The organism is Kitasatospora sp. NPDC091276 (genome assembly GCF_040684355.1).
Classification (GTDB): domain Bacteria; phylum Actinomycetota; class Actinomycetes; order Streptomycetales; family Streptomycetaceae; genus Kitasatospora.
Genome location: NZ_JBFBFU010000023.1, coordinates 131,809 through 149,995 on the forward strand (window position 1 = coordinate 131,809; position 18,187 = coordinate 149,995).

At 74.0% G+C, this 18,187-nt stretch carries 13 protein-coding genes; 1 reads left to right on the forward strand and 12 read right to left on the reverse strand.

Going from position 1 to position 18,187, the window contains the following annotated elements:
* Positions 1-82 precede the first annotated feature (82 nt).
* Positions 83-727, forward strand: coding sequence for a response regulator transcription factor (locus AB0O19_RS27015; protein ID WP_363623133.1), 645 nt, complete (start codon positions 83-85; stop codon positions 725-727).
* A 44-nt stretch (positions 728-771) separates the two neighbouring features.
* On the opposite strand, the gene AB0O19_RS27020 is transcribed toward AB0O19_RS27015, so the two are convergent.
* The 12 genes from AB0O19_RS27020 to AB0O19_RS27075 all read right to left on the reverse strand — a co-directional run.
* On the reverse strand, positions 772-1,416 hold the full coding sequence (locus AB0O19_RS27020) for a response regulator transcription factor (protein WP_063348719.1): 645 nt from the start codon (positions 1,414-1,416) through the stop codon (positions 772-774).
* A complete protein-coding gene (locus tag AB0O19_RS27025; protein WP_363623135.1) occupies positions 1,380-2,699 on the reverse strand; it encodes a histidine kinase in 1,320 nt (439 codons plus the stop codon). The genes AB0O19_RS27020 and AB0O19_RS27025 overlap by 37 nt, the downstream gene beginning before the upstream one ends.
* 164 nt (positions 2,700-2,863) lie before the next feature.
* Positions 2,864-3,352: a MaoC family dehydratase gene (locus tag AB0O19_RS27030; RefSeq protein ID WP_363623137.1), complete on the reverse strand. Its 489-nt coding sequence runs from the start codon at positions 3,350-3,352 to the stop codon at positions 2,864-2,866.
* A 175-nt stretch (positions 3,353-3,527) separates the two neighbouring features.
* The gene (gene sbnB / locus AB0O19_RS27035; RefSeq protein ID WP_363623139.1) at positions 3,528-4,559 is read right to left on the reverse strand and encodes a 2,3-diaminopropionate biosynthesis protein SbnB; all 1,032 of its coding nucleotides are present in this window, start codon (positions 4,557-4,559) and stop codon (positions 3,528-3,530) included.
* Between the two features lie 64 nt (positions 4,560-4,623).
* Positions 4,624-6,324, reverse strand: coding sequence for an NAD(P)/FAD-dependent oxidoreductase (locus AB0O19_RS27040; protein WP_363623141.1), 1,701 nt, complete (start codon positions 6,322-6,324; stop codon positions 4,624-4,626).
* Between the two features lie 11 nt (positions 6,325-6,335).
* Positions 6,336-7,064: a 3-oxoacyl-ACP reductase FabG gene (gene fabG, locus AB0O19_RS27045; RefSeq protein ID WP_363623143.1), complete on the reverse strand. Its 729-nt coding sequence runs from the start codon at positions 7,062-7,064 to the stop codon at positions 6,336-6,338.
* Positions 7,061-8,182: a beta-ketoacyl synthase N-terminal-like domain-containing protein gene (locus AB0O19_RS27050; protein WP_363623145.1), complete on the reverse strand. Its 1,122-nt coding sequence runs from the start codon at positions 8,180-8,182 to the stop codon at positions 7,061-7,063. Before AB0O19_RS27050 ends, fabG begins: the two co-directional genes overlap by 4 nt.
* A gap of 2 nt (positions 8,183-8,184) precedes the next feature.
* The gene (locus tag AB0O19_RS27055; RefSeq protein WP_363623147.1) at positions 8,185-9,453 is read right to left on the reverse strand and encodes a beta-ketoacyl-[acyl-carrier-protein] synthase family protein; all 1,269 of its coding nucleotides are present in this window, start codon (positions 9,451-9,453) and stop codon (positions 8,185-8,187) included.
* Positions 9,454-9,514: 61 nt separating this feature from the next.
* Positions 9,515-9,763, reverse strand: a complete 249-nt coding sequence (locus AB0O19_RS27060; RefSeq protein WP_063348726.1) for an acyl carrier protein — start codon at positions 9,761-9,763, stop codon at positions 9,515-9,517.
* 287 nt (positions 9,764-10,050) lie between these two features.
* Positions 10,051-10,254: an MbtH family protein gene (locus AB0O19_RS27065; protein WP_063348727.1), complete on the reverse strand. Its 204-nt coding sequence runs from the start codon at positions 10,252-10,254 to the stop codon at positions 10,051-10,053.
* Between the two features lie 50 nt (positions 10,255-10,304).
* The gene (locus AB0O19_RS27070) at positions 10,305-17,609 is read right to left on the reverse strand and encodes an amino acid adenylation domain-containing protein (RefSeq protein ID WP_363623149.1); all 7,305 of its coding nucleotides are present in this window, start codon (positions 17,607-17,609) and stop codon (positions 10,305-10,307) included.
* A partial coding sequence (locus AB0O19_RS27075; RefSeq protein WP_363623151.1) for a phosphopantetheine-binding protein occupies positions 17,606-18,187 on the reverse strand: 582 nt, incomplete at its 5' end. The genes AB0O19_RS27070 and AB0O19_RS27075, both read right to left, overlap by 4 nt.

Consider the following 18,187-nt stretch of genomic DNA (forward strand, 5'->3'; position numbering starts at 1 on the left):
GAACGCCGCGCCAACTGGGCGTCCGATCCTGGCCAGTTGATTTGTCATGTGCTCGGATGCTACCCCGTGCGAGGATCAGCCCATGACGACACGCATCGTGATCGCTGACGACCAGGCAACCGTGCGGGAAGGCTTTCGACACATCCTCGACCTGCAACCGGACATGGAGGTGCTCGCTGTCGCGGGCGACGGTGACGAGGCGCTCGAGATCGCGCGGACGCTGCGGCCGGACGTCCTGCTCGCCGACATCCGGATGCCGCGGATGGACGGGCTGGAGCTGACCCGCCGGCTGGCCGAGGAGAGCCCGGGCGTACGGGTCGTCATCGTCACCACCTTCGACCTCGACGAGTACGTCCACTCGGCGCTGAAGGCGGGCGCGTACGGCTTCCTGCTGAAGCGTTCCGGTGCGCCGCTGCTGATCGAGGCGGTGCGCGCGGCCGTCGAGGGCGACTCGCTGATCAGCCCGCAGATCACCACCCGGCTGCTGCGAAGCCTGGCCGGCCCGAAGCAGAAGAAGGCGCCCAAGGTCGAGCAGTTGACGCCGCGTGAGCTAGAGGTCGCGCGGCTGGTCGCGGACGGCCTGACCAACTCCGACATCGCGGAGGCGCTGTTCATCTCGGCCGGCACGGTGAAGACCCACATGACCCACGTGCAGCGGAAGCTGAAGGTGAACAACCGGGTCGGCATCGCGGCCTGGGTCTGGGACTCGGGCGCCCGCCACGGCTGAACCGGCCGCTCGCGGGCCGGCGGAGGCGGGCGGGGTGGGGCGGGTTACTGGTCGAGGTAGGCGAGGACGGCGAGGACGCGGCGGTTGTCGCCGTCGGTGGGGAGGAGGCCGAGCTTGGTGAAGATGTTGCTGATGTGCTTGGCGACGGCCTTCTCGGTGATGAAGAGGCCCTGGGCGATGCCGGCGTTGGAGCGGCCCTGGGCGAGCCATTCGAGGACTTCGCGTTCGCGGTCGGTGAGGCTGCCGACGTTCTCGTCGCGTTCCTTGCGGACGAGGAGCTGGGAGATGACGTCGGGGTCCATCGCGGTGCCGCCGTCGGCGACGCGGCGGATCGAGTCGAGGAACTGGGAGCCGTTGGTGACGCGGTCCTTGAGCATGTAGCCGACGCCGCGGCCGCCGCTGGCGAGAAGTTCGCGGGCGTAGAGCGGTTCGACGTACTGGGAGAGGAGCAGGACCGGGAGGTCGGGCATGGTGCGGCGGGCGGTGAGGACGGCCCGCAGGCCCTCGTCGGTGAAGTTCGGCGGAAGCCGGACGTCGACGACCGCGACGTCCGGCTGCTGCTCGGTGAGGGCCGCGAGGAGGTCGGCGCCGTTGTCGACGGCGGCCACCACCTCGTGTCCGTAGGCCTGGAGGAGGCGGATCAGGCCGTCCCTCAGGAGGAAGTGGTCTTCGGCGAGGACAATACGCACGGAAGCTCCATCGTCACCATGGTCGGGCCGTTGACGGGGCTGTTCACGGCCAGGACTCCGTCGAACGTGCTGAGTCGTCGCTCGATGCCGCGCAGGCCGGTGCCCCGGGTGGCGTCGGCGCCGCCGCGGCCGCTGTCGGTCACGGTGATGCGCAGCATGCCGTGATCGTAACGGATGTCGATCCAGGCCCGGTCGGCGCCGGAGTGCTTGGCGACGTTGGTGAGGATCTCCGAGATCGCGAAGTAGGCGGCGGACTCGACGGGCATCTCGGGGCGCCCGGGCAGGTCCACGACGACCTCGGTGGGGACCGGGCAGACCATGGCCAGCGCCCGCACCGCGTCGGCGAGTCCGCGGTCGGCGAGGACCGGCGGGTGGATGCCGCGGACCAGGTTGCGGATCTCCTCCAGGGCCTTGGAGGAGGACTGGCGGGCCTCGATGAGCAGGGCCCGGACGGCCTCCGGGTTGGTCTCCAGCAGGTGTTCGGCGGCGTCCAGGGTCATGCCCATCGCGACCAGGCGGGCCTGGGCGCCGTCGTGCAGGTCGCGTTCGATCCGCCGGATCTCGGCCATCTGCGTGTCGACGGCGGTGCTGCGGGTGGTGGTGAGGTGCTCGATCCGGCTGGCCATCAGTTCCTGCTCGCTGGGGGCGAGCATGGAGTGGGTGTACCGGGCGTGCTTGCGGATGGCGCGGGGGGCCATCCACAGGGCCAGCGGCAGTTGCAGGACGCCGAGGACGCCGGCCAGCACCGCGGTGGCCTGGCCGTCGATCGGGATGAACTGGTACCAGAGGCCGTCCCACTGGGTCGACAGCGGGACGCCGAAGAAGGCCAGGAAGATGCCCCAGAAGCCGCTGAGCAGGACGGCGATCGGCATGAAGGCGAGGAAGCCGCCGACGATCGGGTCGGTGAGCACCCAGGTGAACTCCCGCTTGGTCTGCGGGTCGCTCATGATCCAGCGGTAGCGGGCGACGGCTCCCGAGGCGCCCTCGGGGGCGGCCGGCAGGCCGCTGGGCGGGCCGGGGATCTGCACGCCGGACCAGCGCTCGGACAGGCCGCGCTGGCGGGCGGCCAGTGCCCGGACGCGCTCCATGGCCCGCGGCACCAGGCCGAGGCCGGGGCCGACCAGGGAGATCGCGCCGGTGACCCCGAGCGAGCGCCCGAAGGCCGCGACGGACATCCAGCAGAGGGCCAGTGCCCGCCGCAGTCCGGTGAATCCGGCGGGGACGGAGAATCCCCTGATCTCGACCGCCGAGGGGCTTCCCCCGAGCTTCATCGTGCGGTCCATGGCCCGCTCCTCTCTGGTGCCGTTCGCTGTGCCCCGGCCGTGGTGGCCGTGTGACCATTCTGGCGGGGGCGGCGCGGCGAAATCGGTAGTAATAACCCCCCTCTTGCACGACCGGAGGGGGAGGTTCTTCTACCTGGCGGCGGCGGTGACGTCGGCGGGCGGGCTCAGAAGCCGTCCGATGGGCCCTCGGCGGTGTCGGGGGCGGCGACGAAGAGGGACAGGGTGTCCGCCACGCAGGCCGCGTGCTGCCGGCCCTCGACCTCCACCGTCATCCGGACCGCGGCCAGGTGGCCCATCGGGGTCTCGCGGACGCTGGTGACCTTGGCGCCGCCGCGGACCCGGGCGCCGACCGGGATCGGGCGGGGGAAGCGGACCTTGTCCAGGCCGAAGTTGACGCCCAGTTCGACGTTGTGGATCTCGAAGATCGCGCGCATCATCGCGGGCAGCAGGCCGAGCGTCATGTAGCCGTGGACGATGGTCCCGCCGAACGGGCCGGTGGCGGCGCGCTCCGGGTCCACGTGGATCCACTGGAGGTCGCCGGTGGCGTCGGCGAACTGGTCGACGCTGTGCTGGGTGACGTCGAGCCATTCGCTGTAGCCGAGGTGCTCCCCGGTCGCCCCGGTGAACTCGGCCAGGTTGGCAAAGGATCTCATGCGGGTGATTCTGGGCGGCCGTCCATGGCGCGGACAAGGCGTCGGGGGGCCTGGGGGCCGTTCGGTCAGCGCGGCGTCAGCTGGCCGTCAGCGGAGGGGGCGGGGCGGCGGGAAAGGCCGGAGGCCCGCCGGCGCCGGGAGCGCGGGCGGGCCTCCGGGACGGGGCGGGAAGGGCTCAGCCGTAGCGCTTGAGCTCGTGGAAGAAGTCCGGGACGGTGTGCAGCTGCCCGGCCGCGAGGACGCGGTCGTAGACGTGCTTGGCGACGGCCATGTCGAGCACGCCGAGGCCGAACGGGGAGAAGACCACCGGCCGGTCGGACGGCGGGGTGATCGTGCCGGTGAGCACGTCGTAGAGCGTGCCGGCGACGAACTCGCGGTGGCCGACGAGCTGTTCGGCCAGGTGCGGCGAGGTGCCGGCCTTCATGCAGTGCTCGATGTCGTCGACGACGTTCCACGAGTCGAGGACGATCTCGGGGGAGAGGTCGCGCAGCGAGACGTGCAGCACCAGCGGGTTGTGCGAGAACCACTGCGGGTCCGTCACGTGCGGCTCGCCGGCGACGGTGGCGAAGACCACCAGGTCGCTGGAGCGGATCAGGTCCTCGGCCTTGTCGTGGACGGTGATCTCCACGCCCTCGCCCTCGGCCCGGCGCAGGTAGTCGGAGAAGCCCTCGGCGTGCTCGGCGGACAGGTCGTGGACGCCGGCCGCGGTGAAGTCGAAGCCGTTGGCGGCGAGGTAGGTGTGCACGTAGCGGGCGATCAGGCCGACGCCGAAGAAGCCGACCCGGGTCGGGCGCTCGCCGCGGGCGTCGGCGAGCCGGGCCGCCGCGAGGGCCGCGGAGGCGGCGGTGCGCGCCGCGCTGATGATCGAGCTCTCCAGGCAGGCGAACGGGTAGCCGGTCTCGGCGTCGTTGAGGATCAGGACGGCCGAGGCACGCGGCAGGCCGGCCGCCACGTTGTCCGGGAAGCTGGAGATCCACTTGATGCCGTGCACGCCGACCTCGCCCTTGACCGAGGCCGGCAGCGCGATGATCCGGGAGGACGGGCGGTCGGGGAAGCGCAGGAAGTACGAGTCCGGGTTGACCGTCTGCCCCTCGCCGTGCAGCCGGTACGCGGCCTCGACCGTGGCGACGACCTCGTCCTCGTGCCCGTTGAGGGCCTCGTGCACCTGGGCGCCGGAGACCACGGCGAAGGGAGGGACCTGATTCATGGGAACAGTGCTCCTGGTCGGAGGGGTGAGGATCGGAGGGTGGGGAAACGGAGGGGAGGAGGGGTCAGCCGATGCGGGCCAGGCCCTTGGCGCGCTGCCGCGCCCGCCCGCGCGAGACCACCAGCGGGTCCCAGTCCGGGCCGCGGTCGGGCAGCCGGGAGGGGTCGCCGAGCACCGCGCCGCCGAACACCTCGCGCAGCAGCGCGCGGCCGATGATGTCGGAGGCGGCGGCCATGCCGCTGTTCGCGACCGCGGCGATGCCGCTGCCGTAGCGCACGCTCTGGCCGACCACGTACAGGCCCTCGACCTCGGTGCGCACGTCCGGCCGCTGGCTGGAGCCGCCCCAGCTGGCCATGCCGTACGGGGTGCCGCCGGTGGCCCGGATGTAGCGCTCGTGGGTGAGCGGGGTGGCCGTCTCCAGGTGGGTGACGCGCTCCCGGAACGGGCCGATGACCTTCTCGGCGGTGGCCAGCATGACCTCGGTGAGCTGCTGCTTGCGGGCGAGGTAGGCGGCGTTGCGGCGGTAGGGCTCGCCGTCGGCCGGGCCGCCCTCCAGGCCCCAGAACCCGTAGCCGGGCGGCAGGCCCGTCATGAGCTGGAAGTTGCTGTGGCCGGGCGGGCAGACGGCGGCGGCGCCCGGGTCCTTGAGGGAGGCGAAGGAGAAGGTGAGCGCCGGCACCGAGTCCATCGAGCCGTCCCGCGCGTACCGCTCCAGCATGGCGGCGTGCGCGCCCTCCATGTCGTCGCTGTCGTGCCACCAGAGGTTGGCGTTGGGCAGGCCCGGCAGTTCGGTGTCGAGCCCGATGTACACCGAGACGAAGGAGCCGCGCATGGTCGCCGCGCGGGTGCGGGCCACCACCTCGGAGGGGAAGGCGTCCTCGCCGCCGCACAGGTCGAGGACGGTGCGCCGGTAGTCCGCGTTGGAGATGACCAGCGGGGCCGATATCCGCTGCCCGTCGGTGAGTTCGACGCCGGTGGCGCGCCCGTTCTCGATCAGGATGCGGCGGACGTCGCAGCGGGTGCGCAGTTCGCCGCCGTGCGCCTCCAGCGCCTCGACGAACGCGGCGACCATCGCCTGGCCGCCGCCCTCGGGGTAGTACGCGCCGCGCAGGTAGTGGTCCATCATCGAGGCGTGGTGGGCCAGGCTGATGCCGTCGGGCATGGTGCCGTAGTTGCCGGCCTGCGCCGCGAGCAGCGTGCGCGCCTTGGCGGAGAGGCCGAAGTGGCCCAGGGCGTCGGCGAAGGTGCGGCGGGACCAGCGCATGGTCTGCGGGGACTTGCGGAACAGGTCGACCAGGGAGACGCCGTTCAGGCCGGCCCGGGTCGAGCCGGCCACGTTCTCGGCGAGTTCGAGGAAGCCGGCGATCCGGTCGGCCTCCTCGGGCAGGGCCTGCCGCAGCCGGTCGCGGTAGGCGTCCCAGCCGGCCGGCACGTCGACGGTCGCGGTGGGCGTGATGATCCGGTCGAAGCCCTGCTCGTTGTCCATCGGCCGGAACCGCACCCGGTCCAGGACGCCGAGGCCGGCCAGGATCGCCGGGAAGTGCCCGTCGGGGCCGCAGTCGCCGAGGTAGTGCGTGCCGACGTCGAACTCGTACTTGCGCCGGCGGCGGAACACGTGCGCGTTGCCGCCGGCGATGTCGTGCTGTTCGAGGACGAGGACGCTGCGCCCGTCGGCCGCCAGGTAGCCGGCGGTGGTCAGGCCGCCGATGCCGCTGCCGACGACGATCGCGTCGTAGTGCTCGCGCAGTCCCTGGGCCCCCTGCATTCGTGCTCCCATCAGAACGTGCCGCCGCCGTGGATCTCGAAGACCGACCCGCTGATGTAGGCGGCGCGGTCGGAGAGCAGGAAGGAGACCAGGTCGGCCACCTCCTCGGGCTTGCCGGCCCGGCCGAGGGCGACGTTCTTCAGCATCCGCTCGACCGCGGCGTCGGACATGTCGCCGACCATGTCGGTGGCGATCAGGCCCGGCGCGACCACGTTGGCGCGCACGCCGCGCGGGCCGCACTCCTTGGCGAGGGACTTGGTGAAGCCGATGATGCCGGCCTTGGAAGCGGCGTAGTTGGCCTGGCCGAGGTTGCCGTAGATGCCGGACACCGAGGACAGGTTGACGATCGATCCGCTGCGGCGCTTGCTCATCGCGAAGGCGGCGGCGCGGCACACGTGGTACACGCCGTCCAGGTTGGTGCGCAGGACCTGGTTCCAGTCGTCCTCCGGCATCAGGATGACCGGGCGGTCCCGGGTGATGCCGGCCGAGGTGACGGCGGCGTCCACCGGGCCGACCTCGCGCTCGGTGCGGTTGTACCAGTCGCGGACCTGCTCCGGGTCGGCCACGTCGCACTGGGTGGCCGTGATCCGGGTACCGAACTCGCCAGCCTGCTTGACGAGTTGCTCGGCGGCCTCGGCGTTGGAGCGGTAGCAGAAGGCGACGTCGTAGCCGTCCTGGGCCAGGCGCAGCACGATGGCCTTGCCGATGCCCCGGGACCCGCCGCTGACCAGGGCGATCACGCGTGCTCCCCGAAGAGTCTCAGGACGGCGCAGCCCACCGCGCCGTCACGGTCGACGGCGGACACCAGGGCGATCCGGCCCCGGGCCGCCGGGTCGGCCCCGGCCACGCCGAGCACCGCCTGGATCTGGAAGGACGCGGAGGCCGCGCCGGTGTCGCCGAGCAGTTCCATGGACGGGACCCGGCCCAGTGCCTCGGCCGGCAGCAGCGCGGCGAGCGCGTCGTACTCGGCCCGGCCGGCCGCGGTGGGCGCGGCGCACGGGACGGCGGCCCAGACCTCGTCGGCGGTGACGCCGGCGCGGGCCAGGGCGCGCTGCACGCACGCGGTGACGGCGGCCTTCGGGTCGTCGTCGATGTCGACGCGGGTCTCCACCGCGAGCACCGCGGCGAGCGCCGGGCGCTGGGCGGTGCCGGCGTGCTCGACCACGAACAGGCCGCAGCCCTCGCCGAGCAGCGGCGTGGAGTCGCCGGCCGCGACGGCGGTGTGCTCGATCCAGGCGTGCGCGGCGGAGAACTCCTCGGCGGAGCCGACCAGGTACTTGGTCGCCCGGCCCTGGCCCATCAGGCGCCGCGCGTAGTTGAGGGCGAGCAGGCCGCTGACCCGGCCGCCGGCGACGGTGGTGTTGGGGCCCTTGAGGTCGTGCCGGATGGCGGTGGCGCCGGCGGCGTGGTTGAGGCTGCCGAAGGGGATGCGGCCGGCGTCGACGTGGAAGGGCAGCGCGTTGGTGTAGGACTGCTTGAGGAAGTTGGTGACGTTCTCCAGGCTGCCCATCGAGATGCCGAGGACCACACCGGTGCGGTCGTCGGTCTCCACCACCCGGTTGCCGTCGGCGTCCTTGAGCAGGCCGTCGGAGGCGACCAGGGCCAGCGCGGTGAGCCGGTCCATCTTGGCGGTGCCGGTGGGGCCGAGCAGGCCCTTGATGTCGAAGCCGGGCACCAGGCAGACGTCGGGCGACGGCAGCGTGCCGAGCGCGGCGTCCGCCTTGACGGCGGTCTTGGCACCGGCGCGCACGCCGGACGCGAAGTCCTGGCGGGTCAGGCCGTACGGCGACACGGCCGACCAGCCGGTGATGACGAGTGTCTCCGGCGGCAGGGCCGCCGGGGTGGCTGCGGTGGTCATCGTCAGACTCGCTCTCCGTACGTGCCCAGAATCAGGATGGCGTTGTTGCCGGCGAAGGCGCTGGAGTTGTTCTCCACGATCCGGACCTCCGCGTCGACGGCCTGGTTGGGCACGACGTCCAGCGGGCAGTCGGGGTCGGTCTCCACGTGGTTGATGGTCGGCGGGATGAACTGGTGCTCGATGGCGAGGCTGCAGGCGATCGCGCCGAGCGCGCTGGCCGCGCCCATCGAGTGGCCGAGCATCGACTTCACCGCGACGGTGCGCGGCGGTGCGTCGCCGTACACGTCGACGATGGCGGCCGACTCGGTCTTGTCGTTGGCCTTGGTGCCGGTGCCGTGCGCGGAGATGAAGTCGATCTCGTCCCGCTCGACCCCGGCGTCGTCCAGGGCGAGCCGGATGCCGCGCGCGATGCCGTCGCGGTTCGGCGCGGTCGGGTGGGCGGCGTCGCAACTGAGGCCGTACCCGAGCACCTCGGCGTAGATGTGCGCGCCGCGGGCGAGGGCGGACTCCAGGCTCTCCAGGACGAGGATGCCCGCGCCCTCGCCGGTCAGGATGCCCTGGCGGTTCCTGTCGAACGGGCGGACCACGTCCGGGGTGAGCGCGCCGAAGCGCTTGAACAGTGCGAAGGCCTTGCGGCAGACGGCGTCGGCGCCGCCGCACAGGGCGATGTCGACCTCGCCGGAGCGGATCGCGTCCAGCCCGTAGCCGATCGAGTAGTTGCCCGCCGCGCAGGCGGTGGTGATGGTGGTCGGCTCCACGTTCGGCATCCGCAGCTCGCGGGCGATGACGGTGGTGAGCCGGCCGGCGTTGATCCGGCGGGACAGCACCGGGTCCATGGCCCCAGGGTCCCCGGCCGCGAGCTCCTGCTCGACCAGCACGCCGATGTCGTGCCCCTCGCCGTCGGTGGTGCCGACGCTGATGACGGCCTGGCGCTCGCCGAGGTCGGCCTCGGTGAGCCCGGCGTCCTCCACGGCCATCCGGGCGGCGGCGACGGCGAACTGCCCGGCGCGGCCCATGTCGTCGAGGGGGACGTTGCGGATCCAGCGCTCCGGCTCGAAGTCGGGGACCTCGCAGGCGATGTTCTGGCCGAACCCCTCGGTGTCGAACCGGGTGATCGGCCGCGCACCGGAGCGGCCGGCCCGCAGCCCCGCGGTGTACTCCTCGACACCCGTGCCGATGCTGGAGATCGCCCCGAGGCCGGTGAGGACGACCCGGCGGCGGTCGGCGGGCACGCCGGCGCGGGGTGCCGCTGGTGACTGTGCGGTGGACATGGGACTCCTTAAGCAGTGGGATGCCTGCGGGCGGGGGTTCCGGTCCCGGAACCCGCCCCGATCACCAGCCGGCGGCCGTCGCGGTCACCTGGTACGTGGCCTCCACGTTCACCATCTTCGGCAGCTCGTTCATGTCGATGACGATGGAGTACTCCATCTCCAGGGCGCTGAGCACGTCGATGAGCTTCAGCGAGTCGGCGCCCAGCTCGTCGACGAACAGCGCGGTGTCGGCGAACTCGGTGTGCACGTCGATGTTCTCGGCGATGATCTCGCGGATCCGGGTGAGACGCTCCGGCGCTACCGTCGTCATGCTCGTTTTCCTCCGTTTTCGCGGGCGCCCTGTGGGGGTGCCCTGGGGTGCCCGGAAACCGGGCCTCTGGGCAGCAAATTAGTCAGGCCCGATGACGGGTCGATGACGTCCAACTGACCGCTCACTGACGGGTCCTGTCGGGGTGTCGCATGCCTGGTGGGGAGGGGTGCCGGGGACAAAACGGCCGCCCGCCGCACCGCCGGGCGAAGGCCCTGGGGGTGCGGCGGGCGGCGGGGTCGGAGCCGTCCGGCGGCGTTCTTCCGGGTTCCGGGCGCGGGCCCGGCCGGTCAGCCCTGCTGCTGGAGGCTGAGCGGGCGCATGTCCGTCCAGTTGCCCTCGATGTGGGCGACGGCGGTGGCCCGGTCGGTGGCCTCCAGGGTCACCGACCAGCCCTCCGGGACGGCGGCGAAGGACGGCCACAGGGAGTGCTGCCCCTCCGCGTTGACGAGGACGAGGAAGGTGCCGTCTTCGCGGTCAAAGGGGTTCGCCATGACTGTTCTCCAGGTCTCGGGATCTCGGGACGTGCCGGGTTGATCGGGCGTCAGGTGGTCGGGGTGGCGGCCGGTGCGGCCGGGGTTCCGGTCGGGTCCGCGGCCAGGGCGGCGAGGGCGTGCTCGACGACCGCGCCGATCGCCGCCGCCGGTGCGGGTCGCAGCAGCTGCTGGTGCCCGCTGTCCACGTCGTGCACGAGGACGGCGGAACCGACGTGCGGCTCCCAGCTCTTGACCTTGAGGGCGCGCTCCTCCGGGGTGGGGCGGGTGTCGCCGCCGGCCGCCACGAAGAGCGTCATCGGGCAGCCGTCGAAGCGGCCCGGGGTGAACCGCTGGAACAGCTCCAGGTTGTTCCGCATGACCCCCAGCAGCCGTTCCAGCGTACCCGGTTCGAGCGCGGCGAGGGGGCCTTCGGTGCGGGCCAGGTGCGCGGCGACGCCTTGCGGGGTGAGCCGTTCCGGCTCCGCCGCGTCGACCCCGGCCTCGGCCAGGAAGTCGGCGAGGAACTCGGCGTCGCTGGGCCGGGCCCCGAGGGCGTCGTCGGGGTAGGCGTCCAGGTTGGCCAGGAACGCCACCCGCTCGCCGGCGGCGTGCAGCCGGACGGCCATCTCGTGCGCCACGACGCCGCCGTAGGACCAGCCGAGCAGGTGGTACGGGCCGTGCGGCTGCACGGCGCGTACCCGGGCCAGGTACTCCTCGGCGACGTCGCCCAAGTCGGTCGGCAGCGGGCCGTCGTCGGACAGGCCGCGGGCCTGGAGGCCGTAGACCGGCTGCTCCGGGTCGAGGTGCTCGGCGAGCGCCGCGAACGGGATCGCGAAGCCGAGGCCGCCGTGCACGCAGAACAGCGGGGGCCGCCCGCCGGTGGGCCGGATCGGCAGGACGGGCCCGAGCAGGTCGACCGCGCCGCCCCCGGTGGTGGCGGCCGCGGCCAGCGCCTCCAGGGTGCGGTGCTCGAAGACCGCCCCGAGGCTGATCGGCAGCCCGGCCCGGCCGGCCGCGTTGACCAGCCGGATCGCCTTCAGGCTGTCCCCGCCGAGGGCGAAGAAGGAGTCCTCGGGGCCGACCGGGCCCGTGCCCAGGACTTCCTCGACGGCGGCGCAGAGCAGCCGTTCCGGCTCGGTGCGGGGGGCCCTCGGGGCGCGGGCCGAGGGGGTGGCCGCGGGGGCGGGCAGGGCCTTGACGTCCAGCTTGCCGTTGGCGTTCAGCGGCAGTTCCGGCAGCGCGGTGTAGCTCTCCGGCACCATGTGGCCGGGCAGCGAGCGGGCCAGGTGGCCCCGCAACTCGGCCGGTCCGGGGGCCGGCCGGCCGTCGGCGGGCACCAGGTAGGCGACCAGGCGGCGCTGGCCGGCGGCGTCGGCGGGGGCCAGGACGGCGGCCCGGGCGACGGCCGGGTGCTCGGCCAGCAGCCGTTCGATCTCGCCGAGTTCGACCCGGTAGCCGCGGATCTTGACCTGCTGGTCGGCGCGGGCGACGTACTCGATCCGGCCGTGCCGGTCCCAGCGGACCAGGTCGCCGGTGCGGTACATGCGCTCCCCGGGCGCGCCGAACGGGCAGGCGGTGAAGCGGGCGGCGGTCAGCGCGGGCCGGCCGAGGTAGCCGCGGGCCAGGCCCTCGCCGGCCAGGTACAGCTCGCCGACCACGCCGCGCGGCACCGGCCGCAGCGCCTCGTCCAGGACGTACGCGCGGGTGTCGCCGATCGGCAGGCCGATCGGGACGGTGCCCTGGGCGCGGCCGAGGTCCTGGCCGGTGGCGAAGGTGGTGGTCTCGGTGGGGCCGTACACGTTGAACACCGTGGTGTCCGGCAGGGTGGCCCGCAGCCGGTCCAGGTGGTCGCGGGAGTGCGCCTCGCCGCCGGTGAGCAGCGCCCGCAGCGGGGCCAGGGCGCGCGGCCGGGTGTCGGCGATGGTGTTGGACAACTGGGTGGTGAGGAAGGCGACGCTCACCCGGGCGCGGGCCAGGAAGGACTCCAGGGCCCGCGGGTCGGCCGGGCCGGGCGGGTGGACCGCCACCCGGGCGCCGTGGGCGAGCGCGCCCCAGATCTCGAAGGTGGAGGCGTCGAAGGCGACCGGCGCGAAGTAGAGGAAGGTGTCCGCGGCGGTCGGCGCCAGCTCGGGCAGGCCCAGGACCAGGCGGACGGCGGCGCGGTGCGGGACCGCGACGCCCTTGGGCTTGCCGGTGGAGCCGGAGGTGTAGATGACGTACAGCAGGTCGTCGGGGTCGATCGGGGCGGCGGGCACCGGGGCGGTGACGGGCCGGCCGGCCAGGTCGGCCAGGGTTTCGGGGGCGTCCAGGAGCAGCTCGACGACCCCGGCGGGGAGCTCCCGTCCGGCCGGTGACCGTTCGGTGACGAGCAGCCGGGCGCCGCTGTCGGCCAGCATGTCGCGGACCCGCTCGTCGGGGTAGGACGGGTCGATCGGCAGGTAGGCCGCGCCGGTGCGGGCGATCGCCAGCAGGGTGCTCACCACGGCCGGGCCGCGCTCCAGGCGCAGCGCCACCAGGTCGCCCCGGCGGGCGCCGCGCGCGGTCAGCAGGTGGGCCAGGCGGTTGGCCTCGGCGTCCAGTTCGGCGTAGCTGGTGTGCCGCAGCCGCTCGGGGTGGCCGGGCTCGGTGTGGACCAGCGCGACCGCGTCCGGGGTGGCCGCGATCCGGCGGTCCACCAGGGCGGTGAGGGTGCTGCGCGGGGTGCCGGCCCGGTGGGTGCCGAGGGCGAGCAGTTCGGCCTCCTCCTCGGGCCCGAGCAGGTCCAGCCGGGACAGCGGCCGGGCGGGCTCGGCGAGGGCGGCGGCGAGCAGCCGCAGGTAGGCGTCGGTGATCCGGCGGGCGGTGGCGGGCTCGAACAGGTCGGTGCGGTACTCGACGGCGAGCGCGAGCGCGCCGCCGGCCTGCTCGGTGAGCTGGAAGAACAGGTCCCACTTGGCGGTCCGGACGGGCACCGGCTGCTCGGCCACGGCGAGTTCCGGGTCCTGCTCGGGCGCCGGGGCCGGCCCGGCCTGCTGGAAGCCGAGCATCACCTGGAACAGCGGGTGCCGGGCCATCGAGCGCTCGGGGTTGAGCACCTCGACCAGCTTCTCGAAGGGCACGTCCTGGTGCTGGTGGGCGGCCAGGTCGTAGGCGCGGACCCGTTCGGCGAGTTCGCGCAGGCCCGGGTCGCCGGAGGTGTCGGTGCGCAGCACCAGGGTGTTGACGAACATGCCGACCAGCTCGTCGAGCCGCTCGTCGGTGCGGCCCGCGATCGGGCTGCCGAGCGGGATGTCGGTGCCCGCGCCGAGCCGGGTGAGCAGGGCGGCGAGCCCGGCCCGCAGCAGCATGAAGACGCTGACGCCCCAGGCGGCGGCGAGCCGGTGCAGCTCGGCGGTGAGCGGCTGCGGCACGGTGGTGCGCACGACGTCGCCGCGGTGCTCGGCCCGGGTGCCGCGCGGGTGGTCGAAGGGCAGCGCCAGTTCCTCCGGCAGGCCCTTCAGGGTGGCGGTCCAGTAGCCGAGTTGGCGGGCGAGTTCGCTCCGCGGGTCGTCCTCCGCGCCGAGCAGTCCGCGCTGCCACAGGGCGTAGTCGGCGTACTGGACGGGCAGCGGCGGCAGTTGGGCCGGGCGGCCGGCCACCCGGGCCCGGTAGTACGCGGTGAGGTCGCGGGTGAGCGGGGCGAGCGACCAGCCGTCGCCGGCGATGTGGTGCAGGACGATCGTCAGCACGTGCTCGTCCGGGCCGAGCCGGAACAGGCGGGCGCGGAGCGGGAGGTGGCGCTCCAGGTCGAAGCCGCGCGCGGCCTCGGCGGCGAGGGCGGCGGGCAGGCCCGCCTCGGTGGTCTCGCTCACCGGGAGCGGGACGGCGGCCTCGGCCGGGGTGAGCACCCGCTGCTCGGCCGGTCCGCTGCCGGTGGTCCCGGAGGTGGCCCCGGACCCGGTGCTCTCGGGGGCGCGCTGCGGGAAGACGGTGCGCAGCGCCTCGTGCCGGGTGACCACGTCGTGCAGGGCGCCCGCCAGGGCGTTGGTGTCGAGGCGCCCGGAGAGGCGGATCGCCAGCGGGATGGCGTACAGCCCGCCGGGTGCGCCCAGGTGCTCGACGAACCAGAGCCGCTGCTGCGCGTACGACAGCGGCAGCACGGCCGGGCGCGGCCCGGCGGCGAGCGGGGCGCGGCCGGGTGCGGCGGCGGCCAGCCGTTCGGCGAGGCGGGCGGGGGAGGGGGCCTCGAAGAGGTCCCGCACCTGGAGTTCGGCGCCGAGTTCGGCGCGGACCCGGTTGACGATCCGGGTGGCGAGCAGCGAGTGGCCGCCGAGGGTGAAGAAGTCGTCGTCGACACCGACCCGGTCGAGTCCGAGCACCTCGGCGAAGACGCCGCAGAGCTGCTCCTCCTCGGCGGTGCGCGGGCCGCGGGCCGAGGTGGTGTACGCGGGGGCGGGCAGGGCGCGGCGGTCGAGCTTGCCGTTGGCGGTCAGCGGCAGCGCGGCGAGCGGGACCATGGCCGCCGGGACCATGTACTCGGGCAGCCGCTCGGCGGCGAACTCCCGCAGCCCGTCCGGGTTCGCGCCGTCGCGGGGCACCACGTAGGCGACCAGGCGCTGGTCGCCGGGCCGGTCCTCGCGGGCGATCACGGCGGCCTCGGCGACCGCGGGGTGCTGGCCGAGGACGGTCGCGATCTCGCCCAACTCGATTCGGAAGCCGCGTAGTTGGACCTGCTCGTCGGCGCGGCCCAGGTACTCCAGGGTGCCGTCGGCCCGCCAGCGGCCGAGGTCGCCGGTGCGGTACATCCGGGTGCCGCCGGGCTCGAACGGGCAGGCGACGAAGCGGGCCGCGGTGAGGTCGGGGCGGCGCAGGTAGCCGCGGGCCAGGCCGGGGCCGGTGATGTACAGCTCGCCGGGCACGCCGGCCGGGACGGGCCGCAGGGCGCCGTCGAGCAGGTAGACCCGCAGGTCCGGGATGCCGCGCCCGATCACGCTGCCGCCGCCGGCGGCGGCCGTCGGGGCGTCCAGCTCCTGGTAGGAGACGTGCACCGTGGTCTCGGTGATGCCGTACATGTTGACCAGGCGCGGCGCGTCGTCGGCGTGCCGGGTGTACCAGTCGGCGAGCCTGCCGATGTCCAGCGCCTCGCCGCCGAACACCACGGTCCGCAGGGCGAGCGGGCGCGGGCGGTCGGCGTCGGCGCGCATCAGCTGGTAGAAGGCGGACGGCGTCTGGTTGAGGACGGTCACCCGCTCCTCGGCGAGCAGGTCCAGGAAGGCGTCGGGGGAGCGCGACACGTCGTACGGCACCACGACCAGCCGGCCGCCGCGCAGCAGCGCGCCCCACAGCTCCCAGACGGTGAAGTCGAAGGCGATGGAGTGGAACAGCGTCCACACGTCGCCGGGGCCGAAGTCGAACCAGTCGTCGGTGGCCTCCAGCAGCCGCGCCACGTTCTGGTGCGGTACCACGACGCCCTTGGGGCGGCCGGTGGAGCCGGAGGTGTAGATGACGTAGGCCGGGTGCTCGGGGGAGGCCGCGGTGTCCGGGGCGGTGGCCGGGTGGGCGGCCAGCGCGGCGGCCGTCTCTGGGGCGTCCAGGTCCAGGCGCGGCAGGTCCGGGGCCTCGGGCGGTTCGGGCAGCGCGCCGCCGGCGGTCAGCAGCAGCGCCGGACGGGCGTCGCGCAGGGTGTAGCCGATCCGGTCGGCCGGGTGGCCGGGCTCCAACGGCAGGTAGGCCGCGCCCGCCTTGAGGACGGCCAGGACGGCGACGATCAGCCGGGCGCCGCGCGGCAGCGCGACGGCCACCAGGCTCTCCGGGCCGGCGCCGCGGGCGGCGAGCAGGTGGGCGAGCCGGTTGGCCCGCTCGTCCAGCTCGCGGTAGCTGAGGGCGGCCTCGCCGGGAGCGGTGACCGCGACGGCGTCCGGGGTGCGGGCGGCCTGCTCGGCGAACAGCTCCGCGACGGTGGCGCGCCGCGCGGGCTCCCGGGGGGCGGCCGAGGCGCCGCTCCACTCGCCGAGGATGCGGGCCAGTTCGGCGGGCTCGGGCGCGCCGAGCCGGGCGAGCGGGGCCTGCGGGTCGTCGGCGACCTGCTCCAGGACGCGGACCAGCCGGTCCAGGACGCGCTGCGCGGACGGCCGCGGGTCCTCGGTGAGGCCCTCGGGGTTCCCGGCGAAGGCCGAGGGCCGGTAGGCGAGGTGCAGGTCCAGCCGCTCGCCGGGGAAGACGGTGAGGCTCAGCGGGTAGTGGGTGGCCGAGAGCACCTGCGCGGAACTGACGGTGCCGCCCGACTCGCGGAACAGCGCGGCCTCGTCCAGCGGGTAGCTCTGGAAGGCGAGGACGGTGTCGAACAGCTCGCCCTGGACGCCGGAGGCGGCCTGCGCCTCGGCGAGCGGCAGGTGTTCGTGCGGCATCATCGCGAGCTGCTGGCGGGCCAGCGCCTCGAACAGCTCACTCGCCCGCTGGTCCGGGCGCAGGTCGGCGCGGACCGGCAGGGTGTTGGCGAACAGGCCGATCATCGACTCGACGTCCGGGACCTCGGCCGGGCGGCCGGAGGTGACCGACCCGAACACCACGTCCTCGCGGCCGGTGAGCCGGCCGAGCAGCAGCGCCCAGCAGCCCTGCACCACGGTGTTGAGGGTCAGGCCCCGGCCGCGCGCCCAGCCGGCGAGCGCCGCGGTGCGCTCCGGCGACAGGAACCCCCGGACGAGCGACGGCAGTTCGCGGGAATCGCCGTCACCGGCGCCGGGCAGCGCCCGGACCGGCCCGTCCAGGCCGTCCAGCAGTTGCGCCCAGGCCGCCCGCGCGGCGGCCCGGTCACGGCCGTTCAGCCAGGTCAGGAACGAGCGGTACGGCGCGGGCGCGGGCAGCGCCGCCGCGCCCGCCTCGTCGCCGAGCAGCACCAGCTCGCGGACGGCCAGCGGGAACGACCAGCCGTCCATGACGATGTGGTGCACCGACCAGACGAACCGGTGGTGCCCCGCGCCGAGCCGGATCAGGGTGAACCGCATCAGTGGCGGCCGCGCCAGGTCGAACCGGCGCAGCCGGTCCTCGCGCGTCAGCCGCTGCGCCGCCGCCTCCCGGTCGGCCTCGGGCAGGTGGGTGAGGTCGTGCAGCTGCCAGTCCGGCTCGACCTCGGTCTCCTTGAGGACGACCTGGACGGGCTCGCCGGTCTTGCGGTTGCGGAAGCAGGCCCGCAGGTTGGGGTGCCGGCGCAGCAGCGCGGCCGAGGCCGCGCGCAGCCGGGCGGCGAGCTGCTCGCCGTCACCCGCGCCCGGCCCGTCGATCTCCGCGACGAACTGGAGGGTGTACAGGTCGGGCGAGGCCTGGTCGTACGAGGACAGGAACAGCAGCCCCTGCTGGAGGGGGGAGAGCGGAAGTACTTCGCTGATCTTCGACCCGGTTCTGGGGGCGGTCGTCACGAAAGTTCCTCATTCAACTCGAATTCCAGATCGGCCAGTTCCTCGTCGGACAGGGCGATCAGACTGCCTTCGGGTTCCGTCGGGGCGGACTCGGCGGGGCTCTGCTCCTGCTCCTCGGCGACCTGGGCCAGGGCGGCGGCGGTCTTGTGGGTGAAGATGTCGCGGGTGGTGAGGGTGAGTCCGGCCCTGCGGGCGCGGCTGACGACCTGGATGGAGCGGATGCTGTCGCCGCCGAGGGCGAAGAAGTCCTCGTCGATGCCGACCCGGCCGGTGCCGAGGACCTCGGCGAGGATGTCGCAGAGGACCCGCTCGCGCTCGGTGCGCGGCGCGCGGGCCTCCTCCTGGTCCCCCAGGTCGGGCCTGGGCAGGGCCTTGCGGTCGAGCTTGCCGTTGGCCGTGAGCGGCATGGCGGGCAGCACCAGCCAGGACGCCGGGATCATGTAGCCGGGCAGCAGCTCGGCCAGTTGACGGCGGATCCGGTCCGGGTCGACGGCGGGGCCGGTGAGGTAGCCGATGAGGCGGGGGTTGCCGGAGGCGTCGGGGAGGACGGCGACGGCGGTGTCGGCGACGGTGTCGAG